The organism is Kitasatospora sp. NPDC101108 (genome assembly GCF_055584725.1).
The window spans coordinates 39,256-59,719 of the sequence record NZ_JBVJLM010000022.1 but is presented as its reverse complement, the minus strand read 5'-3'; the positions used below and the strand labels follow the sequence as shown (position 1 = coordinate 59,719).

Below are 20,464 nucleotides of genomic sequence, written 5' to 3'. Positions count from 1 at the left end.
GGTGGTTCATTGAGCCAAACCCCGCCTGGGGGTGAAACCGGGTGGGGATCCGTGCGGGGTTCCGTGGGGTTTCGGTGAGCACCCGGGCGGGCTCAGCCCTCGACGGCCGCGCGCAGCCGCTTCTTGTCCGGCTTGCCGACGGACGTCAGCGGGATGGCGTCCACCAGGTGCAGGGCCTCGGGGGCGTAGATGCGGCCCTTGTTGGCGGTGACGAAGGCGCGGACCTCCTCCAGCTCGGGCCGCTGCCCCTGGGCGGGGACGACGGCGACGTGGACGTGCTCGGACTCCTGGGTGTCGCGCACGCCGAAGACGGCGCACTGGGCGATCGCCGGGTGGGTGAGCAGCAGGTCCTCGACCTCGGTCGGGTAGACGTGGCCGCCGACGACGATGATCAGGTCCTTGAGGCGGTCGGCGAGGTAGAGGTAGCCGTCCGCGTCGAAGTAGCCGATGTCGCCGGTGTTCAGCCAACCGCCCTGCAGCACCTCGGCGGTGAGTTCGGGCTGCTTCCAGTACCCGGCCATCAGCGTGGCCGAGCGGACGTGCACCTCGCCCTGCTCGCCGGCCGGCAGCACGGTGCCGTCGGCGGCGCGGATCTCCACCTCCACGTCGGGGAACGGGCGGCCGACGGGCAGCGGACCGTCGTCGCCGAACCGCGCGTGCTCGGCGGGGGTGAGGAAGGCGATCTTCTGCGCCTCCGACATGCCGTAGAGGCTGACCAGGACGGGCCCGAACACCTTGAGGGCCTCGCGGATCCGGGTGGGCGAGGCGGCGCAACCGCCGTAGTCGAGCCGGCGCAGGCTGGACAGGTCGGTGCGGCCGATGGCCGGGTGGTCGAGCAACTGGTGGATCAGCGGGGGCAGCACCCACAGGTCGGTGATGCGCTCGCGTTCGATCGCGGCCAGCACCTCGCCGGGGTCGAAGGAGCGCTGGAGGACGACGGAGCCGCCGCGCTGGAGCGTCACGTCGGAGAGCACGCCCGCGAGGTGGGCGAGCGAGGTCGCGGCGAGGAGGCGGGGCGGCTCCTCCTCGGGACGGCCGGTGAGGTCGGTCTCGAACATGTCGCGGTAGGGGCCGTGCAGGCTCAGGATGCCCTTGGGGATGCCGGTGGTGCCGCCGGTGTGGCGGATGCCGAGGTCGTCGTCGGGGCCGATGCGGACGGCGGGTTCCTCGGCGGGGCGGTGGGCGGAGGCGGCGATCACGTCCTCGCCGATGCGGTGCGATGCGGGGCCGTCGGGTCCGGGGCCGAGGGTGAGGACGGTGGGGACGTCGATCAGCGGCAGCAACTCGGCGGCGCCCGCGTAGCGTTCGGCGTCCACCAGCAGGACCGTGGTGTCCACGCTGGCCGTGATCTCGGCCAGCACCGGAGCGCTCATCCCGTCGTACAGGTTGACCACCCGCGCGCCGGCCAGTCCGGCCGCGTAGCGGGCGCTGAGCGCCTCGGCGGTGTTGCCGGTGAGCAGGGTGACCGTGGCGCCGCGGCCCACGCCCCGGGCCAGGAGCTCGTGGGCGAGCCGGTAGGTGGCGGCGGCGAAGTCGCCGGCGGTGATCTCGACGCGGTCGGCGGTGGTGATGGCTCGCCGGTGCGGGTCGGAGACCAGGGACCGGAGGATCAAGGCGGGTGCGCTGACGAACTCCTGGTCGGTCATGGCCACTTCTTCCTTGTAGTTTGCAACCATGTCGTCAGGCTAACTCCATCGCCGCCCGGTGTTGTCGAGATCAGGCCATGTCAGGTCGTAGGACTGAGGGGGCGTCGGCCGGAGGGCGGAGGACCGGGTCGGCGAGGGCGTCCCGGTGTTCGTCGGGCGCCGGGACGATCGCATGGCCCTCCGGCCCGGGAGTTCGGGAGCCGGGCCACTGCGGAGATCGGCCCGGTGCGCGGGTCGAAGTCGAAGCGCTCGGAGTTGGCGAGAAAGTTGTCGGGTGCGACCGCGGGCTGGCCGAGGAGCCGATCCGGTGGCCGGACGGGCGGACGGGCGAACGGACGGGGCGGGCCCGCCGGGTGGTCCCGGCGGGCCCGCCCGCTGTCTCCGCTGACTACCGGTCGGCGGTGAGCTTGCCGGCCGCGCCCCAGTTCTCCGGCTGGTACTCCTGGATCCACACGTACACGCTCTCGGCGGGGACCTCCAGCGCCTCCACGAACGCCTCGGTGACCTTCTTGACCAGCTCGCGCTTCTGCTCGACGTTGCGCGGGCCCTGCTGAATGGTGACGATCGGCATCTTCGGCTCCTGAACGGTTCTCCGGCCGGGCTCTTCCGTCCGGCTCTTCCGCCGGTCTCCCCGGCTGGGAACAGTCCACCCGATCAGGCCGCCCGCACCCAGACCCGAATCGCTCTGACAGCGATCACGAATCCTGATCGTCCCAGGTCGGAGGCGTTTCGCGGCAGGCCGTCAGGAGCAGCCGGGGGAGCGGGGCGGACCGCCGTACGGCGAGCGAGGTCGGCAGCGCCAGCGGGGTGCGGCAGGGCCGGAAGGCCACCCGGGGGGAGTTGGTCATCCGGGCGTTGGCGGCGTAGACCACCGTCCACATCGGGGTCCCGGTGCCGATCGAGGCCAGGGTGTCCTGGAGGGCGCCGTGCGCCGGCCCGAGGACCGGCCGGAACCCTGCCCGTTCGCAGGCGCCCGTCACCAGGTCCACCAGCGCCGGGTTGTTGCCGCGGTCGGTGAGCCGGAGCGGAAGGGTGGCGAGGTCGGAGAGATCCACCTCGGGCCGTTGCGCGAGGGCGTGCCGGGCCGGCAGCGCGAGCACCAACTCGTCCTGCCAGACCGGCAGGAAGCGCAGCTCGGGACTGTTCTCGGCGATCGCCCCGCGCACGAAGGCGGCGTCGAGCCGCCCGTCCGACAGCCGCGCCAGCCGCTCCCGCACCGGCACCGACTGCAGTTCGACGCGCACCCCCGGCGCCTGCCGCTGACAGGTGTCCAGGATCAGGTCGAGCCGCTCGCCCAGCCCGCTGACGGTGCCCAGCCGCAGGACCGCGGGCACGGCCAGGTCGGCGGCCAGCGCCCGGGCGGCGTCCTCGGCCGCCAGGACGTCCCTGGCCGCCGGCAGGAACCGCTCGCCCGCCGGCGTCAGCCGCACGTACCGGGGTGACCGGTCGAACAGCTCGACCTTCAACTCCCGTTCCAGCCGCCGGACCTGCTGACTGACGGCGGGCTGCCCGAGCAGCAGCCGCTCGGCGGCCCGGCCGAAGTGCAACTCCTCGGCGACGGCGACGAAGCAGCGCAGCTGCCGTAGCTCCATGCGGACCGGACCCCCTGCTCGGTGTGGCGACTCTCAGCCGGCGGTCGGCCGTACGAGCTGCTCGCCCGCGCTCCGGCCCTTGTGGCTCACCTTGGGCAGGCGCGCCAGGAACGCGTCGAACTCGGCGCGCTGCGCCTCGGTGAACGGCGCCTTGAGGACCGTCGCCGACTGGGGCGGGGTGCCCACCTTCTGCGAGAGCACGACCCAGGCCACCGGGTTGTGCGCGACCTTGTTGACCGCGGACCAGGGAATGCGGCGGTCCGTGGCCGGGGTGGTCAGCTGGAGGGCGTCGTCGGTGATCCGGACAGTCGTCGCCCCGACGTAGCGGGGGGCGACCTTCAGCCCCATCCGCCTGCCGCCCGCGTTGATGTTCACCACCTGCACGAACCCGAAGCAGAAGGCGGCTGTCGCGAACCAGATGCTGCCCGCGGCCGCACAGGCCACGGCCAGCAGCAGCCACAGCCCGACGATGGCCCACCGCAGCCAGGGCCGGGCGGACGCGTTCGCCGTCACCGAGGCGATGATGTCCTCGGTGGTGGCCTCGTAGGTGACCTGGATGTCCATGCTCGTCCGCTCCTGCTTCGTAGTGGCGGCACATCATGGCGGCCGTGCGTCGTCCACGGCAAACAGGGGCGGACCAGGGGCGGACCAGGGGCCGGCCGTCTCCAGGTGGTCGGAGGCACCCCTCCGGGTGGTCTATAGTTAACCCATCACCCAGATGCGCGGGTGGCGGAATAGGCAGACGCGCTGGATTCAGGTTCCAGTGCCCGAAAGGGCGTGGGGGTTCAACTCCCCCCTCGCGCACAGCGAACGGCCGGTAGATCCTCGGATCGACCGGCCGTTCTGTTTCCCCGCTCAGCGGCACGCTGAGCCGCCTCCCGCCCGCGAACAGGGGCCGCACTAGGCTGGGCCGGTCGGCCGTACACACCTGGGGGGAATCGGCACGTGAGCTTGATGGAGCAGGATCCGCGGGAGATCGGCGGGTACCTCCTGGAGGGCAGGCTCGGCGCGGGCGGGATGGGCGTCGTCTACCGGGCCCGGTCGGTGTCCGGGCGGCAGGTGGCGGTCAAGGTGATCCGGCCCGAGCTGGCGGCGGACGCCGAGTTCCGGGCCCGGTTCCGGCTGGAGGTCACGGCGGCGCGCAAGGTCAGCGGCGCGTTCACCGCGCCCGTGCTCGACGCGGACGCCGACGCCCCGGCGCCCTGGCTGGTCACCCTGTTCGTCCCCGGCCCCTCCCTCGGTGAACGGGTCGCCGGCCAGGGCCCGTTGGCCCCGCCCGAGGTGCGCCGCCTCGCCGCCGGGCTGGCCGAGGCCCTGCGGGAGATCCACCGGGTCGGGCTGGTGCACCGCGACCTCAAGCCCGGCAACGTCCTGCTTGCCGAGGACGGCCCGCGCGTCATCGACTTCGGCATCGCCCGCAGCGCGGGCGAGACCCAGCTCACCAGCACCGGGGTCGCCGTCGGCACCCCGCCGTTCATGGCGCCCGAGCAGTTCCGCGACGGCACGGCGACGACGGCCACCGACGTCTTCGCCCTCGGCTCGGTGCTCGCGTTCGCCGCCACCGGGCGCGGTCCGTTCGGCGCGGACTCCTCGCACGCGGTGGGCTTCCGGGTCGTCTACGAGGAGCCGGACCTGGCCGGCCTGGCGCCCGAGCTGTACCCGCTGATCATCGGGTGCCTGGCCAAGGACCCGGCGCAACGGCCCACCGTGGACGGGCTGTTGAGGATGATCGCGGAGGGTGCCCGGGAGCGGACCGTCCAGCTGCGGACGGGGCCGGTGGCTCCGGCCGTGCCGCCGGCGGTCGCCACCCCGACGGCCCCCAACCCGGTCGCTCCCGCGCCCGCGGCGCCACCCGGGCCGCCGCCTGCCGTCGCTCCGTCCCCGCCGACCGTCGGCCCCGGCCGCCCCCGTCGGCGGAAGGCCCTGGTGATCGGCGCCCCGGTGGCCGCCGTGGTGGTCGCCGCGGCGGGCACGCTCGGCTACGTCGCCTGGCAGGACCAGCAGCGGCGGACCGGGCCGTCCGCGCTCCCCTCCGGGGTCAGCTGCGCCCCGGCGGGCAAGGCCACGGTCGGCGCGGACGGCATGGAGGCCGCCCTGGTCCAGCAGTGGACGGCGGACTTCGGCAAGGCCTGCCCGAACGACGAGCTCAGCTACAAGCCCCCGACGGACCGCACCGACGATCCGTTCAAGTACGCCAACGCCAGCTCCTTCGCCAACGCCGAGGCCGACGGCATCGCCTTCGACACCGCCGTGACCGACCAGCAGGCGTTCCAGTACGGCAGGCACTGCACCGACGGCCGGATGTCCCAACTCCCGGTCACCGTGGCCCCGGTCGCGGTCGTCTTCAACGTGCCCGGGGTGACGGACCTGGTGCTCGACGCCCCGACGCTCTCCAAGGTCTTCCAGAAGCAGATCGAGACCTGGAACGACCCGGCGATCAGGGCGCTCAACCCGGCCAGGGCGCTGCCGAGTTCCCCGATCGACATCCGGGTCCCGGCCGGCCAGGCGTGGTCCGGCTACGTGTTCAAGCAGTACCTCAGCAAGGCCGGCGGCTGGCCCTACGAGGTGGACGCGGTCTGGGAGTCCACGCTGAAGGCCGCGCCCGGCACGACCGAGGCGAGCATCCCCGGCGTCATCGCCGGCGCACCCGGGTCGATCGGCGTCGTCCCGCTGAAGAACGTCGGGAACCTCCACACGGTCCGGGTGCGGACCGGTGACTCCGACGTGGCCCCGAGCGTCCAGGCCGCCGAAACGATGGCCGCGACCGGCACGGTGGAGACCTCGGACAGCCGGTTGGCGGTCAAGCTCGACTACCAGCGGCAGGTGAAGGGCGGATATCCCGTGGTCGGCTTCGGCTACCTCGGCTTCTGCGAGCGGGGCGGGGGCTCCGCGGCCGTCATGGCGGCCTTGGCGTCCTACGCGGCCAGCGGGCCGGGCCAGGCGACGGGCGAGGCGCTGACGTACGGCACGCTGCCCCCGGCCGTGGCCGAGCAGGTGCGGAGCACGCTGGCCGGGCTGCGGGCGCGATAGCGCGGGCGCGCCCGGACGGCCGTCGGCTGCCCGGGCGCGCGCGGATCCGCCGGGTGCTACCCCTCGACCTGGACCTTGTCGGCCTGCATGCCCTTCTGGCCCTGGACGGCTTCGAATGTGACCTTCTGGCCCTCCACCAGGGACTTGAAGCCGCTCCCCTCGATCGCCCTGAAGTGCACGAACAGGTCGGGGCCGGACTCCGGGGTGATGAAGCCGTAGCCCTTCTCGTCGTTGAACCACTTCACGGTGCCGCGCTGGCGCTCGGCCATGTCCACTCCTCGGGATCGGATCGCACTGTGCCGCGATCCTCTCACGCAGAGGGGCTCATTCGACACGAAGAGTAGCCGGTGTGGGCGTCGGCGTCGGAACGGCTCCCGCCGCGGGCCCATCGGCGGTGGTCGGGCCGCCTCGTCAGACCCGGGGGTCGATCGGCGTGAGGGTGCCGAGCCGGTCCTCGACGTGCTGGGCGGCGGCCAGGCAGAGGTCCTCGCGGAACGGGCGCCCGATCAGCTGCACGCCGGTGGGCAGGCCGTCCGTGTCCAGCCCGGTGGGGACGGCGACCGCCGGGACGCCGACGAAACTGGTGACCGAGCAGAGCCGCATCGCCGAGGCGACCCGGGCCCGCCCGGCCTCGTCCCGGGACTCCAGGCCGGGTTCCACCGGCGGCTCGGTGAAGACCGGGCCGAGCAGCAGCGGGTAGGCGTCCAGGAACTCCGTCCAGGAGCGGCGGATGTTCATCCAGGTGCCCATGAGCCCGATCAGCCCGGCGGCGTCGACGGGCGGGCTGTGGCGCATGGTCAGCTCGATGTAGCGGTCGCCGCCCTCGCCCAGCAGCTGCCGCACGGCGGGCCAGCTGGGGGTGAACTCGGTGTTGGTGAGCTGCTGGTAGGCCTTCAGCGCCTCGTCCAGCCGGGGGACGTCGGGGACCTCGTCCACCTGGTACCCGGCGTCGCGCAGGGCTTCGGCGGCGGCCTCGACGGCGCGGCGGACGGAGGGGTGGACGCCGTGGCCGCCCGGGTCGGCGACCACGGCGACCCTCGTCGGGCCGTCCGGGGGCTCGCCGTACAGCGGGGCCGGGACGGCGCGCGGGTCACGCGGGTCCGGCCCGGCCAGCGTCTCGTAGGCGAGCCGAAGGTCGGCCACCGTACGGGCCAACGGGCCGTCCGTGACCAGGAGTTGGGAGGCCGGTCCGGGGTCGTCCGGGCCCAGCATCCGCTGGTCGGCGGCGAACCGGCCGGTCGTCGGCTTGAGCGCGGCGACCCCGGAGAACGAGGCCGGGATGCGGACCGAGCCGCCGGAGTCGTTGCCGAGCCCCAGCGCGGACATGCCGGTGGCCACCGCCACGCCGTCCCCGCCGCTGGAGCCGCCGGGGGTGCGCGCGGCGTCCCAGGGGTTGCGGGTGTCGCCGTAGAGCTCGCTGCGGGTGTGCATCCCGGCCAGGATCAGGGTCGGCATGTTGCTGTGCCCGATCGGGATCGCCCCGGCGGCGCGCAGCCGGGCCACCGGGACGGCGTCGGCGGGGGCGATCAGCTCACGGAAGCGCGGTGTGCCGAAGGTGGTCGGGACGCCCTCGACGCGGATGCACTCCTTCACCGTGAACGGCACCCCGGCGAGCGGGCCGAGCCGCTCGCCGGCCGCCCGGGCCCGGTCGGTCTCCCGGGCGGCGGCGCGGGCGCGGTCGGCGAGCAGCTGGGTGACGGCGTTCACCTGCGGGTTGACCTCGGCGATCCGGGCGAGGTGGGCGTCCACGACCTCGCGGGCGGACACCTCGCCGCTGCGGACGGCGGCGGCGATGGCGGTGGCGGGGAGTTGCCACACGGGGGCTCCTCGGGGTTGGTTCCGATGCGGTTGCATCGGAACCTTAGCGGGGGATCCGATACGCTTGCATCGGATTAGTGCGGATGCGGATGCGGGCGTTCGGGCGCGGACCTTCGGGGCGCGTGCGGCGTTCGGGGACGCGGACGGGAAGTGCGGGGAGCGGTATGCCGAAACAGGTCGACCACGAGGACCGGCGCCGCCGGATCGCCGACGCCGTGTGCGCGCTGATCGACGCCCAGGGCCTCGAAGGCGTCACCCTGCGGGACGTCGCCACCCGGGCGGACGTCTCCATGGGCGCCGTCCAGCGCTGCTTCCGCACCAAGGAGGAGATGCTGCAGTTCGCCCTCGGCCACGTCGGCGCCCGCGTCACCGAACGCGCCCACGGCCGGGTCGTCGGCAGCCCCGCCCAGTCCGCCGCCAGCACCGTCGGACACGTCGTCGACGAGATCGCCCTGCTGCGCGACGAACACCGGGCCGAGGCGCGGATCTGGCTCGCCTTCCTCGCCGCGGCCGCCGTCAACCCGGCCCTGGCGGCCGCCCTGCGGGCCGGCTACGCCGACCTCGAAGGACTGCTGGCCCGGCTCGTCGCGGAGGCCTCGGACGCCGTCGACGCCCGGCGCGAAGCCCGTACCCTCCTCGCCCTCGCCGACGGGCTCACCGCACACGTGCTCCTCGGCCACCGGACGGCGGCGGAGGCCGAGGAACTGCTGCACGCCCACCTCGCCGGGGTGTGGGCGACCGGCGCCGGTCGCTGAGGACCCGTCCGAATTCCGTTGCCACGGGACGGCGTTACAGCGAGGATCTGTTCGTGGCCGAGCTGAATCCGTACCCGAAGATCCCCGCCCGGCGGCGCCCCGGCACGCCCGGGAGCCGCGCATGGGTCGCGGCGGAGAAAGTGCACGGCGCGCACTTCGCCGTCATCTGCGAAGGCCCCTCCGTGCGGCCCGCCAAGCGGCGCGACCTGCTGGGCGACGAGGAACTCGACGCCTTCTTCGGCGTCAGCCGGATCTGGCCGCAACTCCTCGTCGCGGCCGGGCGCTTCGCGGCGGTGCTCCGGGCGACCCGGGGCGAATCCGCCGTCGTCACCGTCTACGGCGAACTCGCCGGCGGCCGCTACCCGCACCCCGACGTGCCCGCCGTCACCGGAGCCGAGCCCGTGCAGACCGGCGTCTGGTACGCCCCAGGGCTGCGCTGGCTGCCCTTCGACGCGACGGTGGAGACGGCCGGAGGGCGGTGCTGGATCCCCGACCGCGAACTCCGGGCCGCCGCGTCCGCCGCAGGCCTCACCTGCGTGCCCCTGCTCGGACACGGCAGCCTGAACGCCCTCCAGGACCTCCCGGTCACCTTCCCGAGCCGCGTCCCGGCGCTGTTCGGACTGCCGGAACTGGCCGACAACCTCGCCGAGGGGTACGTGCTCAAACCGGCCGGTGAATGGTACGAGTCGGACGCCGCCCGGCCCGTCGTCAAGGTCAAGCAGAAGGCCTTCGCCGAGGACGACCGCTACGACGGCGCCCGGCCCTACCTCCCGCCACCGGGGGGCGCCGCGGGCGTCCCCGCCTGGCTCCTCGTCCAGGCCTCCGCCTTCCTCACCCCCACCCGCGCCGCGGCCGCCGTCAGCAAACTCGGGCCGCGGGTCGCGGCGGGCACGGTGGCGGCGGAGATCGCCCACGACGTGGCCGACGAACTCTCCGACGCCCTCGGCGGCCTGGAGCCCGCCACCATGACGGCACTCGCGCACGCCCTCGAACCCGCGGCCCTCTCCCTCGCCCGCTTCGACGCGGCCGACCGGCGGTGACACCGCGCCGCCCCCGGCCGGGAAAAACTTTCCGCCCGATGTCGAAGGCCCGTGCCGCGGCTCCGACCGAGGGGTGACGGCACGCCGAAGGGGCGGGCGGGACGACGAGGAGAACGACCGTGAAGTACGTCGCGATGATCTACGGCAACCAGGCCAAGTGGGACTCCTTCCCCGCCGAGGCCTGGCCCGAGGCGATCGCCCGGCAGGAGGCGTTCAACACCAGGTACCGGGAGACCGGCGAACTCATCGGCGCCTACGGGCTCGCGGACGCGGCCGCCGCGCAGCTGGTGCGGCGCGCCGAAGGAGTGCCGGTGATCACCGACGGGCCGTACCTGGAGACCAAGGAGTACCTGGCGAGCTTCTACCTCCTCGACTGCGAGAGCCTGGAGCGCGCCCAGCAGATCGCCGCCGACATGCCGTTCGCCGACCTGGAGCCGGTGGAGCTGTGGCCGATCCTGCACGAGTCGCCGGCGAACGGGTGAACACCCCCGCTGCCGCCGTCGAGGACCTGCTGCGCGAACTGGCGCCGCAGGTCCTCGGCGTGCTCGTACGACGCCACGGCGGATCCTTCGACGCCTGCGAGGACGCCGTGCAGGACGCGCTGCTCGCCGCCGCCGTGCAGTGGCCGGCGGACGGGCTGCCGGCGAACCCGCTCGCCTGGCTGGTCACCGTCGCGGGCCGCCGCCTGATCGACCGGGTGCGCAGCGAGGCGGCCCGGCGCCGGAGGGAGGAGGCGATCGCGCTGGCCACCCCCCGGTCGGCACTGCTGGCCCCGGCGGCCGACGCCCCCGACCCGGCCGCCGACGACTCGCTCGCCCTGCTGTTCCTCTGCTGCCACCCGGCACTGTCCGTGCCGAGCCGGATCGCGCTGACCCTGCGGGCGGTCGGCGGCCTGAGCACGGCACAGATCGCCGCAGCCTTCCTGGTGCCGGAGGCCACCATGGGGCAGCGGGTCAGCCGGGCCAAACAGACGCTCAAGGCCACCGGCGGCGGGCTGACGCTCCCGGAGGACGGGAGCGGGGCGGAGCGGCTGCGCGAGGTGCGGCACGTGCTGTACCTGATCTTCAACGAGGGCTACACGGCCAGCGGTGGCGAGGAGTTGACCGCACCGAGGCTGGCCGCCGAGGCGATCCGGCTGACCCGGCTGCTGCTGCGCCTCACCCCCGGCGACGCCGAAACGGCCGGTCTGCTCGCCCTGATGCTGCTCACCGACGCCCGCCGCGGCGCCCGCACCGGGCCGTACGGGGAGCTCGTACCGCTGGAGGAGCAGGACCGTGGCCGCTGGGACGGTGAACTGATCGCCGAGGGGCTGGAGTTGCTCGCCGCCGCGCTGCCGCGCGGTGCGGCCGGGCCGTACCAGGTCCAGGCCGCGATCGCCGCCGTCCACAGTGAGGCGGGAACGGCCCGGGACACCGACTGGCCGCAGATCCTGGCGCTGTACGACCTGCTGCTGCGTTTCGACGCCAACCCGATGGTCGCCCTCAACCGGGCCGTCGCGGTCGCGATGGTCCACGGCCCGGCCGCCGGCCTGGCCCTCCTCGACGACCTGGCCACCGACAAACGCCTGGCCCGCCACCACCGCCTCCTCGCCACCCGGGCCCACCTCCTCGCCCGCCTCGGCACGGACCCCGCAGCCGCCGCCCACACCTACCGCCAAGCCGCCGCCCGCACCACCAGCGCCCCGGAACGCCGCTACCTGACAGACCGCGCCCGCCACCTCCTGGCCGATTCCTGACCACCCGGAAGCCATCTCCCGCCAATCCCGGGCCCGGAGGGGCGGCGCGCCGGGTGCACAGGAAGTCGGCCCAGCCGACGTTTCGTTTGCGGGGCTGCTTTTCGGCGGGCCGGGGTGGCCGGGCTGGGGGTGTGCGGCGCGCGCCGCGCGGGTTGGCGTCGGTTCGCACGTGCGCGGGGGGTTCTCGGCACTCGGCTCTTATTGTACTGTCCGTCTAATAAGCGGGGGAGCGGGAACCCGCAGGAGCAGGCACCTGGAGGCAGCCATGGCTCTCACCCGGCAGGCGACCGAGCACGGCCACACGGCGGCCGACGACGACGTATCGAAGCGGCTGCTGGAGTCGGCCGCCACCCTGTCCTTCGACCCCATGACCGAGATCGACTGGGACGCCCCCCTCCCGGAGGAGCACTACGGCCTCAATCCCGAGTGGAGCACCCTCTACGGCACCCGGCTCTGGGACGAGATGACCGAGCGGCAGCGGGTCACCCTCACCCGGCACGAGGTCTGCTCGATCATGAACACCGGCATCTGGTTCGAGATGATCCTCCAGCAGATGGTGCTGCGCGACCAGTACCTCAAGAACCCCGCCAACGCCGAGTTCCAGTTCGCGCTCACCGAGATCGCCGACGAGTGCCGCCACTCGATCATGTTCGCCCGCGCCTGCCAGAAGATGGGCGTCCCCGCCTACCGGCCCAACAAGGTGATCGCCCAGGCCGGGCGCGCCTTCAAGGCGCTCGCCAAGGGTGAGCTCGCGTACGGCGGCATCCTGGTGGCCGAGGAGGTGCTGGACGTCATGCAGCGCGACTGGATGCGCGGCGAGAACGTCCTGGAGATCGTCCGCGGCACCTCCCGGATCCACGTGGTCGAGGAGTCGCGGCACATGAAGTTCGCCCGGCAGGAGATCCGCGAGCGGATGCGCCACGCCGGCCCCGCCCGCCGCCGTACCTCGGCCACCGGCATCGCGATCGGCGCGTACGTCATCGTCAGCAGCATGGTCCACCCGGGCGTGTACAGGGCGGCCGGGCTGGACGTCGCACGGGCGCTCGCGGAGGTGAAGGAGAACGAGCACCGCAAGGCGATGATGCGCAACAGCTCCCGGCACCTGATGGCGTTCCTCGCCGAGGCCGGTCTGCTCACCAGCCGCTCGGCGGCCGTCTACCGCCGCGTGCACATGCTCTGACGACGAACCAGGGCGACGAGTCGGAGCGACGAACCAGAGCGACCACCCCGGACGACCGACCAGCTAGAGCGAGGACCCCACCCCGGCCATGGCCTACGCGATCACCCGTACCTGCTGCAACGACGCCTCGTGCGTGTCCGTCTGCCCGGTCAACTGCATCCACCCGACCCCGGAGGAACCGGAGTTCGGCAGCACCGACATGCTGTACATCGACCCGCAGGCGTGCATCGACTGCGGCGCCTGCGCGGACGCCTGTCCGGTGGACGCGGTGTTCCCGGTCGACCGGCTGCGCGGGCCGGACGTCGTCTTCGGCGACCTCAACCGGGACTGGTTCCGCGACCACCCCAACGACCACGCCTGGGGCGCGCCCAGCTTCCCGCGCAGTCTGCCCGGCGAGCTCGGCACGCTGCGGATCGCCGTGGTCGGCACCGGCCCCTCCGCCGGGTACACCGCGCAGGAGCTGCTGCGCTGCACCAGCGCCGAACTCACCATGATCGACCGGCTGCCGGTCACCGGCGGTCTGCTGCGGCACGGGGTGGCGCCCGACCACCAGTCCACCAAGCGGATCGCGGAGAGCTTCGCGAGCGTCTTCCACGACCCCCGGCTGCGGATGCACCTCAACGTGGACGTCGGTACCGACGTCACCCACGAGGAGCTGGCCGCGCACCACCACGCGGTGGTGTACGCGGTCGGCGCGGCCGCCGACCGGCGCCTCGGCGTGCCCGGCGAGGACCTGCCGGGCAGCCTGCCCGCGACCTCCTTCGTCCGCTGGTACAACGCCGACCCGACGGTGCCGGCCGACGCGGTGGAGCTGTCCGCCGAGCGGGTGGTGGTGGTCGGCAACGGCAACGTCGCGGTGGACATCACCCGCATCCTGCTCACCGACCCCGACCGGCTCGCCGCCACCGACATCGCCGACCACGCGCTGGCCGCGCTGCGCCGCAGCAGGGTCCGGGAGGTCGTGCTGCTGGCCCGGCGCGGGCCCGAGCAGGCGGCCTGGACCAGGCCGGAGTTCCTGGTGCTGGCCCGGCTGCCCGGCGTCGAGCTGGTGGTCGAGGACCATCCGGAGGTGCGGGCGGCGATCGAGGCGGCCGCGCCGGACTCGCGGGCCGGGCTGCTCGCCGGCCTGCCGCTGGTGCGCCACGACGGGGGCGCGGAGCCGGGGCCGGGGCGGCGGATCGTGCTGCGCTTCCTGTCGGCGCCGGTCGAGCTGACCGGCGAGGACGGCCGGGTCTCGGGGCTGACCGTCGAGCGGACCACGCTGACGGCGGACGGTGAGCCGCTCGGGGTGGCGGGGGAGAGGGACGCCCTGCAGGCCGGGCTGGTGGTGCGTTCGATCGGGCACCGGGGTGTACCGCTGCCGGGGCTGCCGTTCGACGAGCGGACCGGGACGGTCGCGCAGCGCGGCGGACGGGTCGTCGACCCGGCCACCGGACGGGCGCTGCCGGGCGCGTACGTGGTGGGCTGGGCCAAGCGCGGGCCGTCCGGCGGGATCGGCGCCAACCGGGCCTGCGCCCGGGAGACGGTGGGCGCCTTGCTGGACGACGCGGTGGCCCGTGCGCTGCCCGAACCGGCCTCGGGGCGTGCGGAGTTCGAGCGACTGGTGCGGCGTCGCCGGCCGGACGCGACGGGGCTGAAGGAGCTGCGCGCGGTGGACCGGGCGGAGCGCGAGCGGGGCGCGGCGCAGGGGCGGCCGCGGGTGAAGCTGGCGACGGTGGCGGAACTGCTGGCGGCGGGCCGACGACGCTGAGGCGCGCCCCCGACCCGGCGCCCCCGACCCGGCGCCCGGGCTCAGCACCCGGGCTCAGCACCCGGCGCGGTCCGCGCGGGTGGACGCGCGGACCGCCCGGTTGACGTGGCCGTGACCCGGTGCACGGGGGCCGCGTTGGGTGGATGTGAGTAGTTTTGGGGTGGCCTCGGCCTCGTGGCATCGGCCGATGGCTGAAGAAACGATCCTGCAGTGGGCGGGGCACCCTCCGGAACCCGACCCGGAGGCGCCCATCTACGCCGAACTGGCCCGCCGGTGGCAGTCGGAGGGACGGTCGGTGCCCGGACTGCCCGACCCGGTCTGGGAGTCGCTGGCCGCCCGGGGCGCCTCAGCACGCCTTGGCGCCTCAGCGCCCCCGGCCGGCTCGGCCACTCCGGCCACCTCGGCCGCCGCCGAACCCCCGGGATAGAACTGCCCCACCCACCGCCGGAACAGCCCGATCGAGCGCTCCCCGGGCGCCAGCCGCGGCTGCGCCAGGTACCGCTTGTGGGCCAGCACCGGCCGGTCCTGCTTGATGATCCGCACCGCCGCCCGGAGCGCCAGCCAGGAGGCCGCCCGGTCGACGCTCCTGACCGCCCGCGCCGACCCGACCCCCGGCACCGGCAGTGGCAGCGGCACGGTGCTGGTCACCGCGAACCGCACCAGGGTGCGCCAGGGCGCGACCGGCGTCGGCAGCAGCCACACCCGCAGTGTGCTGCCGAGTTCCGGCAGTTCGGCCGTCAGCCGCATCATCCCCAGCCCGGCCAGCAGCATCGGCTGCTCCAGGCTCACCGCGCCCAGCCCCGGGAACCGGGTGGTGGTGCGCTGGTGGACGGTGAACAGCGGGCCGGCCGGCTCCGGCGGCGCGGTCTCCCGGGTGTTCAGGCCGTGCAGCACCGACACGTGCCGGAAGTCCACACTGTTCTCCATCACCTCCTGCGGGTGGGAGAGCACCTCCCCGCTCCACCAGGCGAGCGGCCGCACCCCGACCGCCGGCGGCAGCTCCCAGCCGGGCTCCGCGCCGTCCGCTCCTCCGTGCCACACGAACAGCGCCCCGTCCCGCTCGACGAGCCGCCGCCTCGCCGGCGAACCGCGGAAGGGCGTGCCGTCCGGCGAGCCGGTGCAGGAGCCGTCCGGGGCGAAGGCGAAGCCGTGGAACGGGCAGACCAGCTCCTCGCCCCGGACCCGCCCGCCCGCGCCGAAGTGCGCGCCCAGGTGCGGACAGTGCGGACCGATCGCGCGCACCACGCCCCGCCCGGTCCGGTACAGCACCACGTCCTCGCCCATCAGCCGGGCCGTCCGCACCCGGCCCGGCGGCAGATCGCGTGTCCGGCCGACGCAGAACCAGCCGCTCGGGTACGGCAGAGGGGCGGAGCGCTCGTCCATGGCGGTGGTCACCTCGCGGGCTTGACGGCAGTGTGAACGTACCAGGCGACGTACTCCCGCACGTCGTACATCTCCACCGTGGAACGGAGGTTGAGCCATCGCGCCGGGTCGCCGAAGCGGCGCAGCACCTCCCACGGAAGCCGGAAGTACGCGTGCACCGCCTCCGTGGTGGGCGTGTAGTACGGCGTGGCGTCCAGGGCCTCCTCGACCTCGAACCCCGCCTCGGCGAGCAGCTGCGGCAGGTTGCCCGCATGGTAGAGCCGGGCGCCGGTCATCGTCATCGCGTCCAGGTACGGTTCGAGCAACGCCCTTGCCGTCGGCGGGAGTTCCTCCAGCGGTCCGGTGCTCATCGGGCCGAGCAGCACCAGCCGCCCGCCCGGGCGCAGCACCCGGTGGAACTCGGCCAGGGCGCGGGCCGGGCGGTAGGAGTGGACGAGCGTCTCCATCGAGTAGGCGCCGTCGAACTCACCGTCAGAAAAAGGCAGTTCATGGTAGTCGCCCCAGTGGAAGACGGTCCGGCCGTCCAGCGCCGCACGGGCACTCAGCCGACGGGCCTCGGCGAGGTGGAAGTCCAGCACGTCGATCCCGGTGACCAGCAGCCCGAACCGGGTCGCCATTGCCCTGGCCACCACCCCGGCCCCGCAGCCCGCGTCCAGCACCCGCGACCCGGCGGGCAGCGCCAGCTTGCGGCCGAGCACGTCCTCCAACTGCCGCTGCGCCCGCCACAGTCGCCACTTCGACTGCCCGGGCTCGGTCCATCCCCAGTGCCGGGCGTTGCGCGCCACCCGGGTGTAGAACCACCGGCTGCCGGGGCGTCCGTACACCCGGCGCAGCCCGGCGAGGTCGAGTTCCTGAGCCTCCATGCGGACAAGCTAGCCGCGGACCGGCAGCCCCTCCCGGCGGCGCCACGGCGGCTGCGCCGTCAGGAGGGTTCGTACGGTGGTCGTACCGGGTGATCGGCCGACGGGATTTCCGCCGTCCCGCGGTTCGGCGAGGTGATGGCCGCGATCGGGCCGTGGCCATCACCGGCGCCCGGGGACCATCGGGTGGACCGGCAGGCCGGTGTCGCCGCCGCGGTGGACTCAGGCGGCGCCCGCCGCGGGGCGGAGGATGGTCTGCCCGTCGCGGCCGCGCAGGGCCAGCGCGGCCGGGAGCACCGCGGCCGTCAGGGCGATGGCCGCGCAGGCGGCGGCGAGCACGCCCATCGGCGTCCAGGGGATGACCGCGGGCGTCGGGCCGACCAGGTCGGTCAGGGCGGCCCAGGAGCCGCCGACGCTGATCACGGTGCCGAGCACGCCCAGGAGCGTGCCGGCCGCCACGCACATCAGCGTCTCGACGGCGACGGTGCGCAGCACCTGGGCCTTGGTGGCGCCGGCCAGGCGCAGCAGGGCGAGCTCCTGCCGGCGGTCGCTGACCGTCATCACCAGGGAGTTGGCCAGCGCGATGGCCGCGTAGCCGATCGCCAGTCCGAGGATCATCAACAGGGCGTTCCAGGCGGCCTGTTCGGTGCTGTCACCGGCGCTGGACCAGATCTCCGTGGGTGTGGTGAGCCGGGCGCCGAGCCCGTCCACGGCGTCGTGCAGCGCGGTGGCGGCCTGTCGGGGGTCGGTGCCGGGCAGCAGCCGCAGGTCGATCCGGGTGGCCAGGGCCGGGCCGCCGATGCCGCCGGTGACGGCGTCGGAGTCGTTCACCCAGGCCTGGACGGTCTCGGCGCCGGTGCCGAGCAGGGCCGCGACCCGGAGGTCGCGCGGGGTGCCGTCGGCCAGCCGGACGGACACCTGGCCGCCGACCCGGGGCGAGCCCGGCCAGGTGCGGCTGAGCGCGACCGAGCCGGGGCCGAGGTCGGCGAGCGAGCCCGCGACGACGGGGAGGCGGTCGACCTCGGCCAGCGCGGCCGGGTCCGCGGTGGCGGCGCTGAGCGGCACCAGGACCTGGCCGGTCGGGTCGACGGTCATCAGCGAGGTCGGGGTGATGACCAGTGCCCGCACCCCGGGCACGGACCGGACGCGGTCGACCACGGCCCGGTTCAGCCCGGGCGCGCCGGCCGGGGTGACGACCAGGTCGGCGGCGGACAGCTGGCGGCGGACCTCGCTGACCTGCGAGCGGTTGATGGTGTCGATGCTGCCGAGCAGGCATCCGGCGAAGGCGATGACCAGCACCACCGGAGTGGTGGTCGCGGCGGTGCGCCGGAAGGCGGTCAGCGAGCTCTGCCGGGCGGTGGCCCAGACGATGCCGCCGCCCTCCTCGGCGGGGCGCCCGCGCAGCCGGGCCGTCAGGGCGGGCAGCCCGGTCAGCAGCCGGATCGCCGGGCCGGCCAGTACGGCGGCCAGCAGCACGAAGCCCGCGACGATGCTCAGCAGCAGGCCGAGCGAGTCGGCGGCGTTGGCCGCCGCGTCGGGCCAGACGCGGGCCGTCACCGCGAGGGCCGCGATGCCGCCGCCGAGCACCAGCAGGCCGCTGGTCCAGCGGAAGGCCAGGGCGAGCCGCGAGCGCCGTTCGGCGTCCGCCTCCGCGAGCGCCTCGCCGGGGCTGATCAGCCCGGCCTTGACCGAGGAGAGCAGGACGCCGCCGATCGCGGTCAGCAGCCCGATGGAAGCCGCGACCAGCAGCCCCCACCAGGTGATCGGCACGGTGAAGCCGGACGGCACCATGTCGTGGTCGACCAGCCAGCGGCCGGCCGGCGCCGCTCCGGCCGCGCCGAGCGCGCACCCGGCGGCGGAGGCCAGCACCCCGACCACCAGGGCCTCCCGGTTGACCAGGGCGCGCAGCTGCCGGCGGGTGGCGCCGATCAGGCGCAGCAGGGCGAGTTCGCGGCGTCGCTGGGCGATCGACAGCGCGAAGGTGCCGGCCACGACGAACACGGCGGTGCCGCCGGAGACCGCGGCGGACAGACCGAGCGGGGTCTGTACGTCGTCCAGCCGGGCGCTGACCTCGGCGTGGTGCGGGTCGGCCTGGCTGCGTTCGGCGCCGGTGAGCACCCGGGCGACGGCCGCGCCGCCGGCCGCGTCCACGGCCCGGCGCACCGCGTCGGCGGGGCCGAAGGCGGCCAGCACGTCGACGGCGGGGCAGTACCGGGCGGCCTGGGCGTCGGTGAAGAAGACGGCGTGTTCGAACGCCTCGGCCTCGGTGACGCCCGAGACCGTCGCGGTGTGCGGGCCGTCGGCGGTGACGTACCGGACGCGGGTGCCGACCTGCTCCGGGCGGCCGCCGCCGATGACCACCTGGTCGTCCGCGGCGGGGGCGGTGCCCGCGGTGAGCCGGTAGCCGCCGAGGGCCGCGCCGGACCAGGCGCGTCCGACCTGCTCGCGCGGGCCGTCCGCGAGCTGGGCGTAGAAGGTGCGGTCCGCGACGGTGGGGCCGGTCGCGGCGACGGCGGTGAGCAGTCCGGCGGGCAGGCCCGGCTGGGCGGGGACCGGGGTGGGCTGGGGGTCGCCGCCGGCCGCGGGGGTGAAGTCGACGTTCAGGTCGGCGACGACCAGGACCGGGGCCTGGGAGTAGCGCTGGCGGCCCTGGTCGGGGACGTCGGCGGTGGCGGCGATGACCAGGAGCGAGGTGGCCATCAGGGCGACGCCGCAGGCCAGCGCGACGAAGCTGCCGACGAAGGAGGCCCAGCGGAGCCGGACGGAGGCGAGGGCGAGGGTCAGCATGCCGCGGCCTCCGGCGAGTGAGCCCCCGACGGGCGAGCCTTCGACGGGCGAGCCTCCGGCGAGTGAGTCCCCGACCGGTGAGTCTTCGACGGGCGGGCCGCCGTCGAGCCGGTCGCCGGCGCGTCGGCCTCCAGCGCGGTCATCCGCGCGGCGACCTGCTCGGCGGTGGGCCGCTCCAGCGAGCCGTCCAGCCGGCCGTCACGGAGGAACAGCACCCGGTCGGCGTAGGCGGCGGCGACCGGGTCGTGGGTGACCATGACGACGGCCCGGCCGGGGTCGTCGGCCATCCCGCGCAGCAGGGCGAGCACCTCGCGGCCGCTGCGGGTGTCCAGCGCGCCGGTGGGCTCGTCGGCGAGCAGCACCGCGGGGCGGGTGATCAGCGCCCGGGCGATGGCGACCCGCTGCTGCTGGCCACCGGAGAGCTCGCCCGGCCGGTGCCCGGCCCGGTCCGCGAGGCCGACCGCGGCCAGCGCGGCGGTCACCTCGGCGGCCGCCGGGCGGCGGCCCGACAGCTTGGCCGGGAGCGCCACGTTCTGTGCCGCGGTCAGCGCGGGCAGCAGGTTGAAGGACTGGAAGACGAAGCCGATCCGCTCCCGGCGCAGCACGGTCAGCTGCTTGTCGCGCAGCCCGCCCAGGACGGTGCCGTCGACCCGCACCTCGCCGCCGTCGATCGCCTCCAGGCCGGCCGCCGACCGCAGCAGGGTCGACTTGCCGGACCCGGAGGGGCCCATGACGGCGGTGAAGGTGCCGAAGGGGAACCCGACACTCACGTCGTCCAGGCCGACGACGGGCTCGGGCCCGCGGCGGTAGGTCCGGCGGACGGAGCGTAGTTCGACGGCGAAGTCCGTGGCGTTCATGATCCCCATCCCACCGCGCCGGACGGGGGTG

The 20,464-nt window shown here is 74.6% G+C and carries 17 protein-coding genes and 1 tRNA gene; 8 read left to right on the top strand and 10 right to left on the bottom strand.

The features are described from left to right. Nucleotides 1-92: 92 nt before the first annotated feature. From ACZ6Z8_RS32430 to ACZ6Z8_RS32415, 4 genes are all read right to left on the bottom strand, one after another. Entirely contained in the window at nucleotides 93-1,676 is a 1,584-nt protein-coding gene (locus ACZ6Z8_RS32430) for an AMP-binding protein (protein WP_465613609.1), read from the bottom strand. Between the two features lie 358 nt (nucleotides 1,677-2,034). Beyond that, nucleotides 2,035-2,217 carry a 4-oxalocrotonate tautomerase DmpI gene (gene dmpI / locus ACZ6Z8_RS32425; protein ID WP_030287947.1) on the bottom strand — a complete coding sequence of 61 codons (183 nt, stop codon included), beginning with the start codon at nucleotides 2,215-2,217 and terminating at the stop codon, nucleotides 2,035-2,037. Nucleotides 2,218-2,341: 124 nt separating this feature from the next. Beyond that, entirely contained in the window at nucleotides 2,342-3,238 is an 897-nt protein-coding gene (locus ACZ6Z8_RS32420; RefSeq protein ID WP_465613608.1) for a LysR family transcriptional regulator, read from the bottom strand. Nucleotides 3,239-3,271: 33 nt separating this feature from the next. Beyond that, on the bottom strand, nucleotides 3,272-3,802 hold the full coding sequence (locus ACZ6Z8_RS32415) for a YcxB family protein (protein WP_465613607.1): 531 nt from the start codon (nucleotides 3,800-3,802) through the stop codon (nucleotides 3,272-3,274). A 156-nt stretch (nucleotides 3,803-3,958) separates the two neighbouring features. Between ACZ6Z8_RS32415 and ACZ6Z8_RS32410 the strand changes: the two genes are divergently transcribed. Both ACZ6Z8_RS32410 and ACZ6Z8_RS32405 read left to right on the top strand, forming a co-directional pair. Next, nucleotides 3,959-4,042, top strand: a tRNA-Leu gene (locus tag ACZ6Z8_RS32410). A gap of 150 nt (nucleotides 4,043-4,192) precedes the next feature. Next, nucleotides 4,193-6,268, top strand: coding sequence for a serine/threonine-protein kinase (locus ACZ6Z8_RS32405; RefSeq protein ID WP_465613656.1), 2,076 nt, complete (start codon nucleotides 4,193-4,195; stop codon nucleotides 6,266-6,268). A gap of 56 nt (nucleotides 6,269-6,324) precedes the next feature. Here ACZ6Z8_RS32405 and ACZ6Z8_RS32400 read toward each other — a convergent pair whose 3' ends face one another. After that, nucleotides 6,325-6,537, bottom strand: a complete 213-nt coding sequence (locus tag ACZ6Z8_RS32400) for a cold-shock protein (protein ID WP_402821242.1) — start codon at nucleotides 6,535-6,537, stop codon at nucleotides 6,325-6,327. Nucleotides 6,538-6,679: 142 nt separating this feature from the next. Then, nucleotides 6,680-8,086, bottom strand: coding sequence for an amidase (locus ACZ6Z8_RS32395; protein WP_465613606.1), 1,407 nt, complete (start codon nucleotides 8,084-8,086; stop codon nucleotides 6,680-6,682). A gap of 164 nt (nucleotides 8,087-8,250) precedes the next feature. Between ACZ6Z8_RS32395 and ACZ6Z8_RS32390 the strand changes: the two genes are divergently transcribed. The 6 genes from ACZ6Z8_RS32390 (at nucleotide 8,251) to ACZ6Z8_RS32365 (ending at nucleotide 14,546) form a co-directional block, all read left to right on the top strand. Next, a complete protein-coding gene (locus tag ACZ6Z8_RS32390) occupies nucleotides 8,251-8,841 on the top strand; it encodes a TetR/AcrR family transcriptional regulator (protein WP_465613605.1) in 591 nt (196 codons plus the stop codon). A gap of 53 nt (nucleotides 8,842-8,894) precedes the next feature. Next, complete coding sequence (locus tag ACZ6Z8_RS32385; protein WP_465613604.1) at nucleotides 8,895-9,881, top strand: RNA ligase family protein; 987 nt, start codon at nucleotides 8,895-8,897, stop codon at nucleotides 9,879-9,881. 119 nt (nucleotides 9,882-10,000) lie between these two features. Continuing rightward, complete coding sequence (locus ACZ6Z8_RS32380; RefSeq protein WP_465613603.1) at nucleotides 10,001-10,363, top strand: YciI family protein; 363 nt, start codon at nucleotides 10,001-10,003, stop codon at nucleotides 10,361-10,363. Next, on the top strand, nucleotides 10,360-11,616 hold the full coding sequence (locus ACZ6Z8_RS32375) for an RNA polymerase sigma factor (RefSeq protein WP_465613602.1): 1,257 nt from the start codon (nucleotides 10,360-10,362) through the stop codon (nucleotides 11,614-11,616). The genes ACZ6Z8_RS32380 and ACZ6Z8_RS32375 overlap by 4 nt, the downstream gene beginning before the upstream one ends. A gap of 265 nt (nucleotides 11,617-11,881) precedes the next feature. Beyond that, the gene (locus ACZ6Z8_RS32370) at nucleotides 11,882-12,796 is read left to right on the top strand and encodes an AurF N-oxygenase family protein (protein ID WP_465613601.1); all 915 of its coding nucleotides are present in this window, start codon (nucleotides 11,882-11,884) and stop codon (nucleotides 12,794-12,796) included. An 88-nt stretch (nucleotides 12,797-12,884) separates the two neighbouring features. After that, nucleotides 12,885-14,546, top strand: coding sequence for a 4Fe-4S binding protein (locus ACZ6Z8_RS32365; protein WP_465613600.1), 1,662 nt, complete (start codon nucleotides 12,885-12,887; stop codon nucleotides 14,544-14,546). 252 nt (nucleotides 14,547-14,798) lie between these two features. Here the strand turns inward: ACZ6Z8_RS32365 and ACZ6Z8_RS32360 are convergent, their stop codons facing one another. The 4 genes from ACZ6Z8_RS32360 to ACZ6Z8_RS32345 all read right to left on the bottom strand — a co-directional run bounded on the left by ACZ6Z8_RS32360 (nucleotide 14,799) and on the right by ACZ6Z8_RS32345 (nucleotide 20,433). Beyond that, a complete protein-coding gene (locus ACZ6Z8_RS32360; protein WP_465613599.1) occupies nucleotides 14,799-15,929 on the bottom strand; it encodes an aromatic ring-hydroxylating oxygenase subunit alpha in 1,131 nt (376 codons plus the stop codon). An 8-nt stretch (nucleotides 15,930-15,937) separates the two neighbouring features. Then, a complete protein-coding gene (locus ACZ6Z8_RS32355) occupies nucleotides 15,938-16,792 on the bottom strand; it encodes an SAM-dependent methyltransferase (RefSeq protein ID WP_465613598.1) in 855 nt (284 codons plus the stop codon). 219 nt (nucleotides 16,793-17,011) lie between these two features. Then, nucleotides 17,012-19,576, bottom strand: coding sequence for an FtsX-like permease family protein (locus tag ACZ6Z8_RS32350; RefSeq protein ID WP_465613597.1), 2,565 nt, complete (start codon nucleotides 19,574-19,576; stop codon nucleotides 17,012-17,014). After that, a complete protein-coding gene (locus ACZ6Z8_RS32345; protein ID WP_465613596.1) occupies nucleotides 19,570-20,433 on the bottom strand; it encodes an ABC transporter ATP-binding protein in 864 nt (287 codons plus the stop codon). Before ACZ6Z8_RS32345 ends, ACZ6Z8_RS32350 begins: the two co-directional genes overlap by 7 nt. Nucleotides 20,434-20,464: the final 31 nt, after the last annotated feature.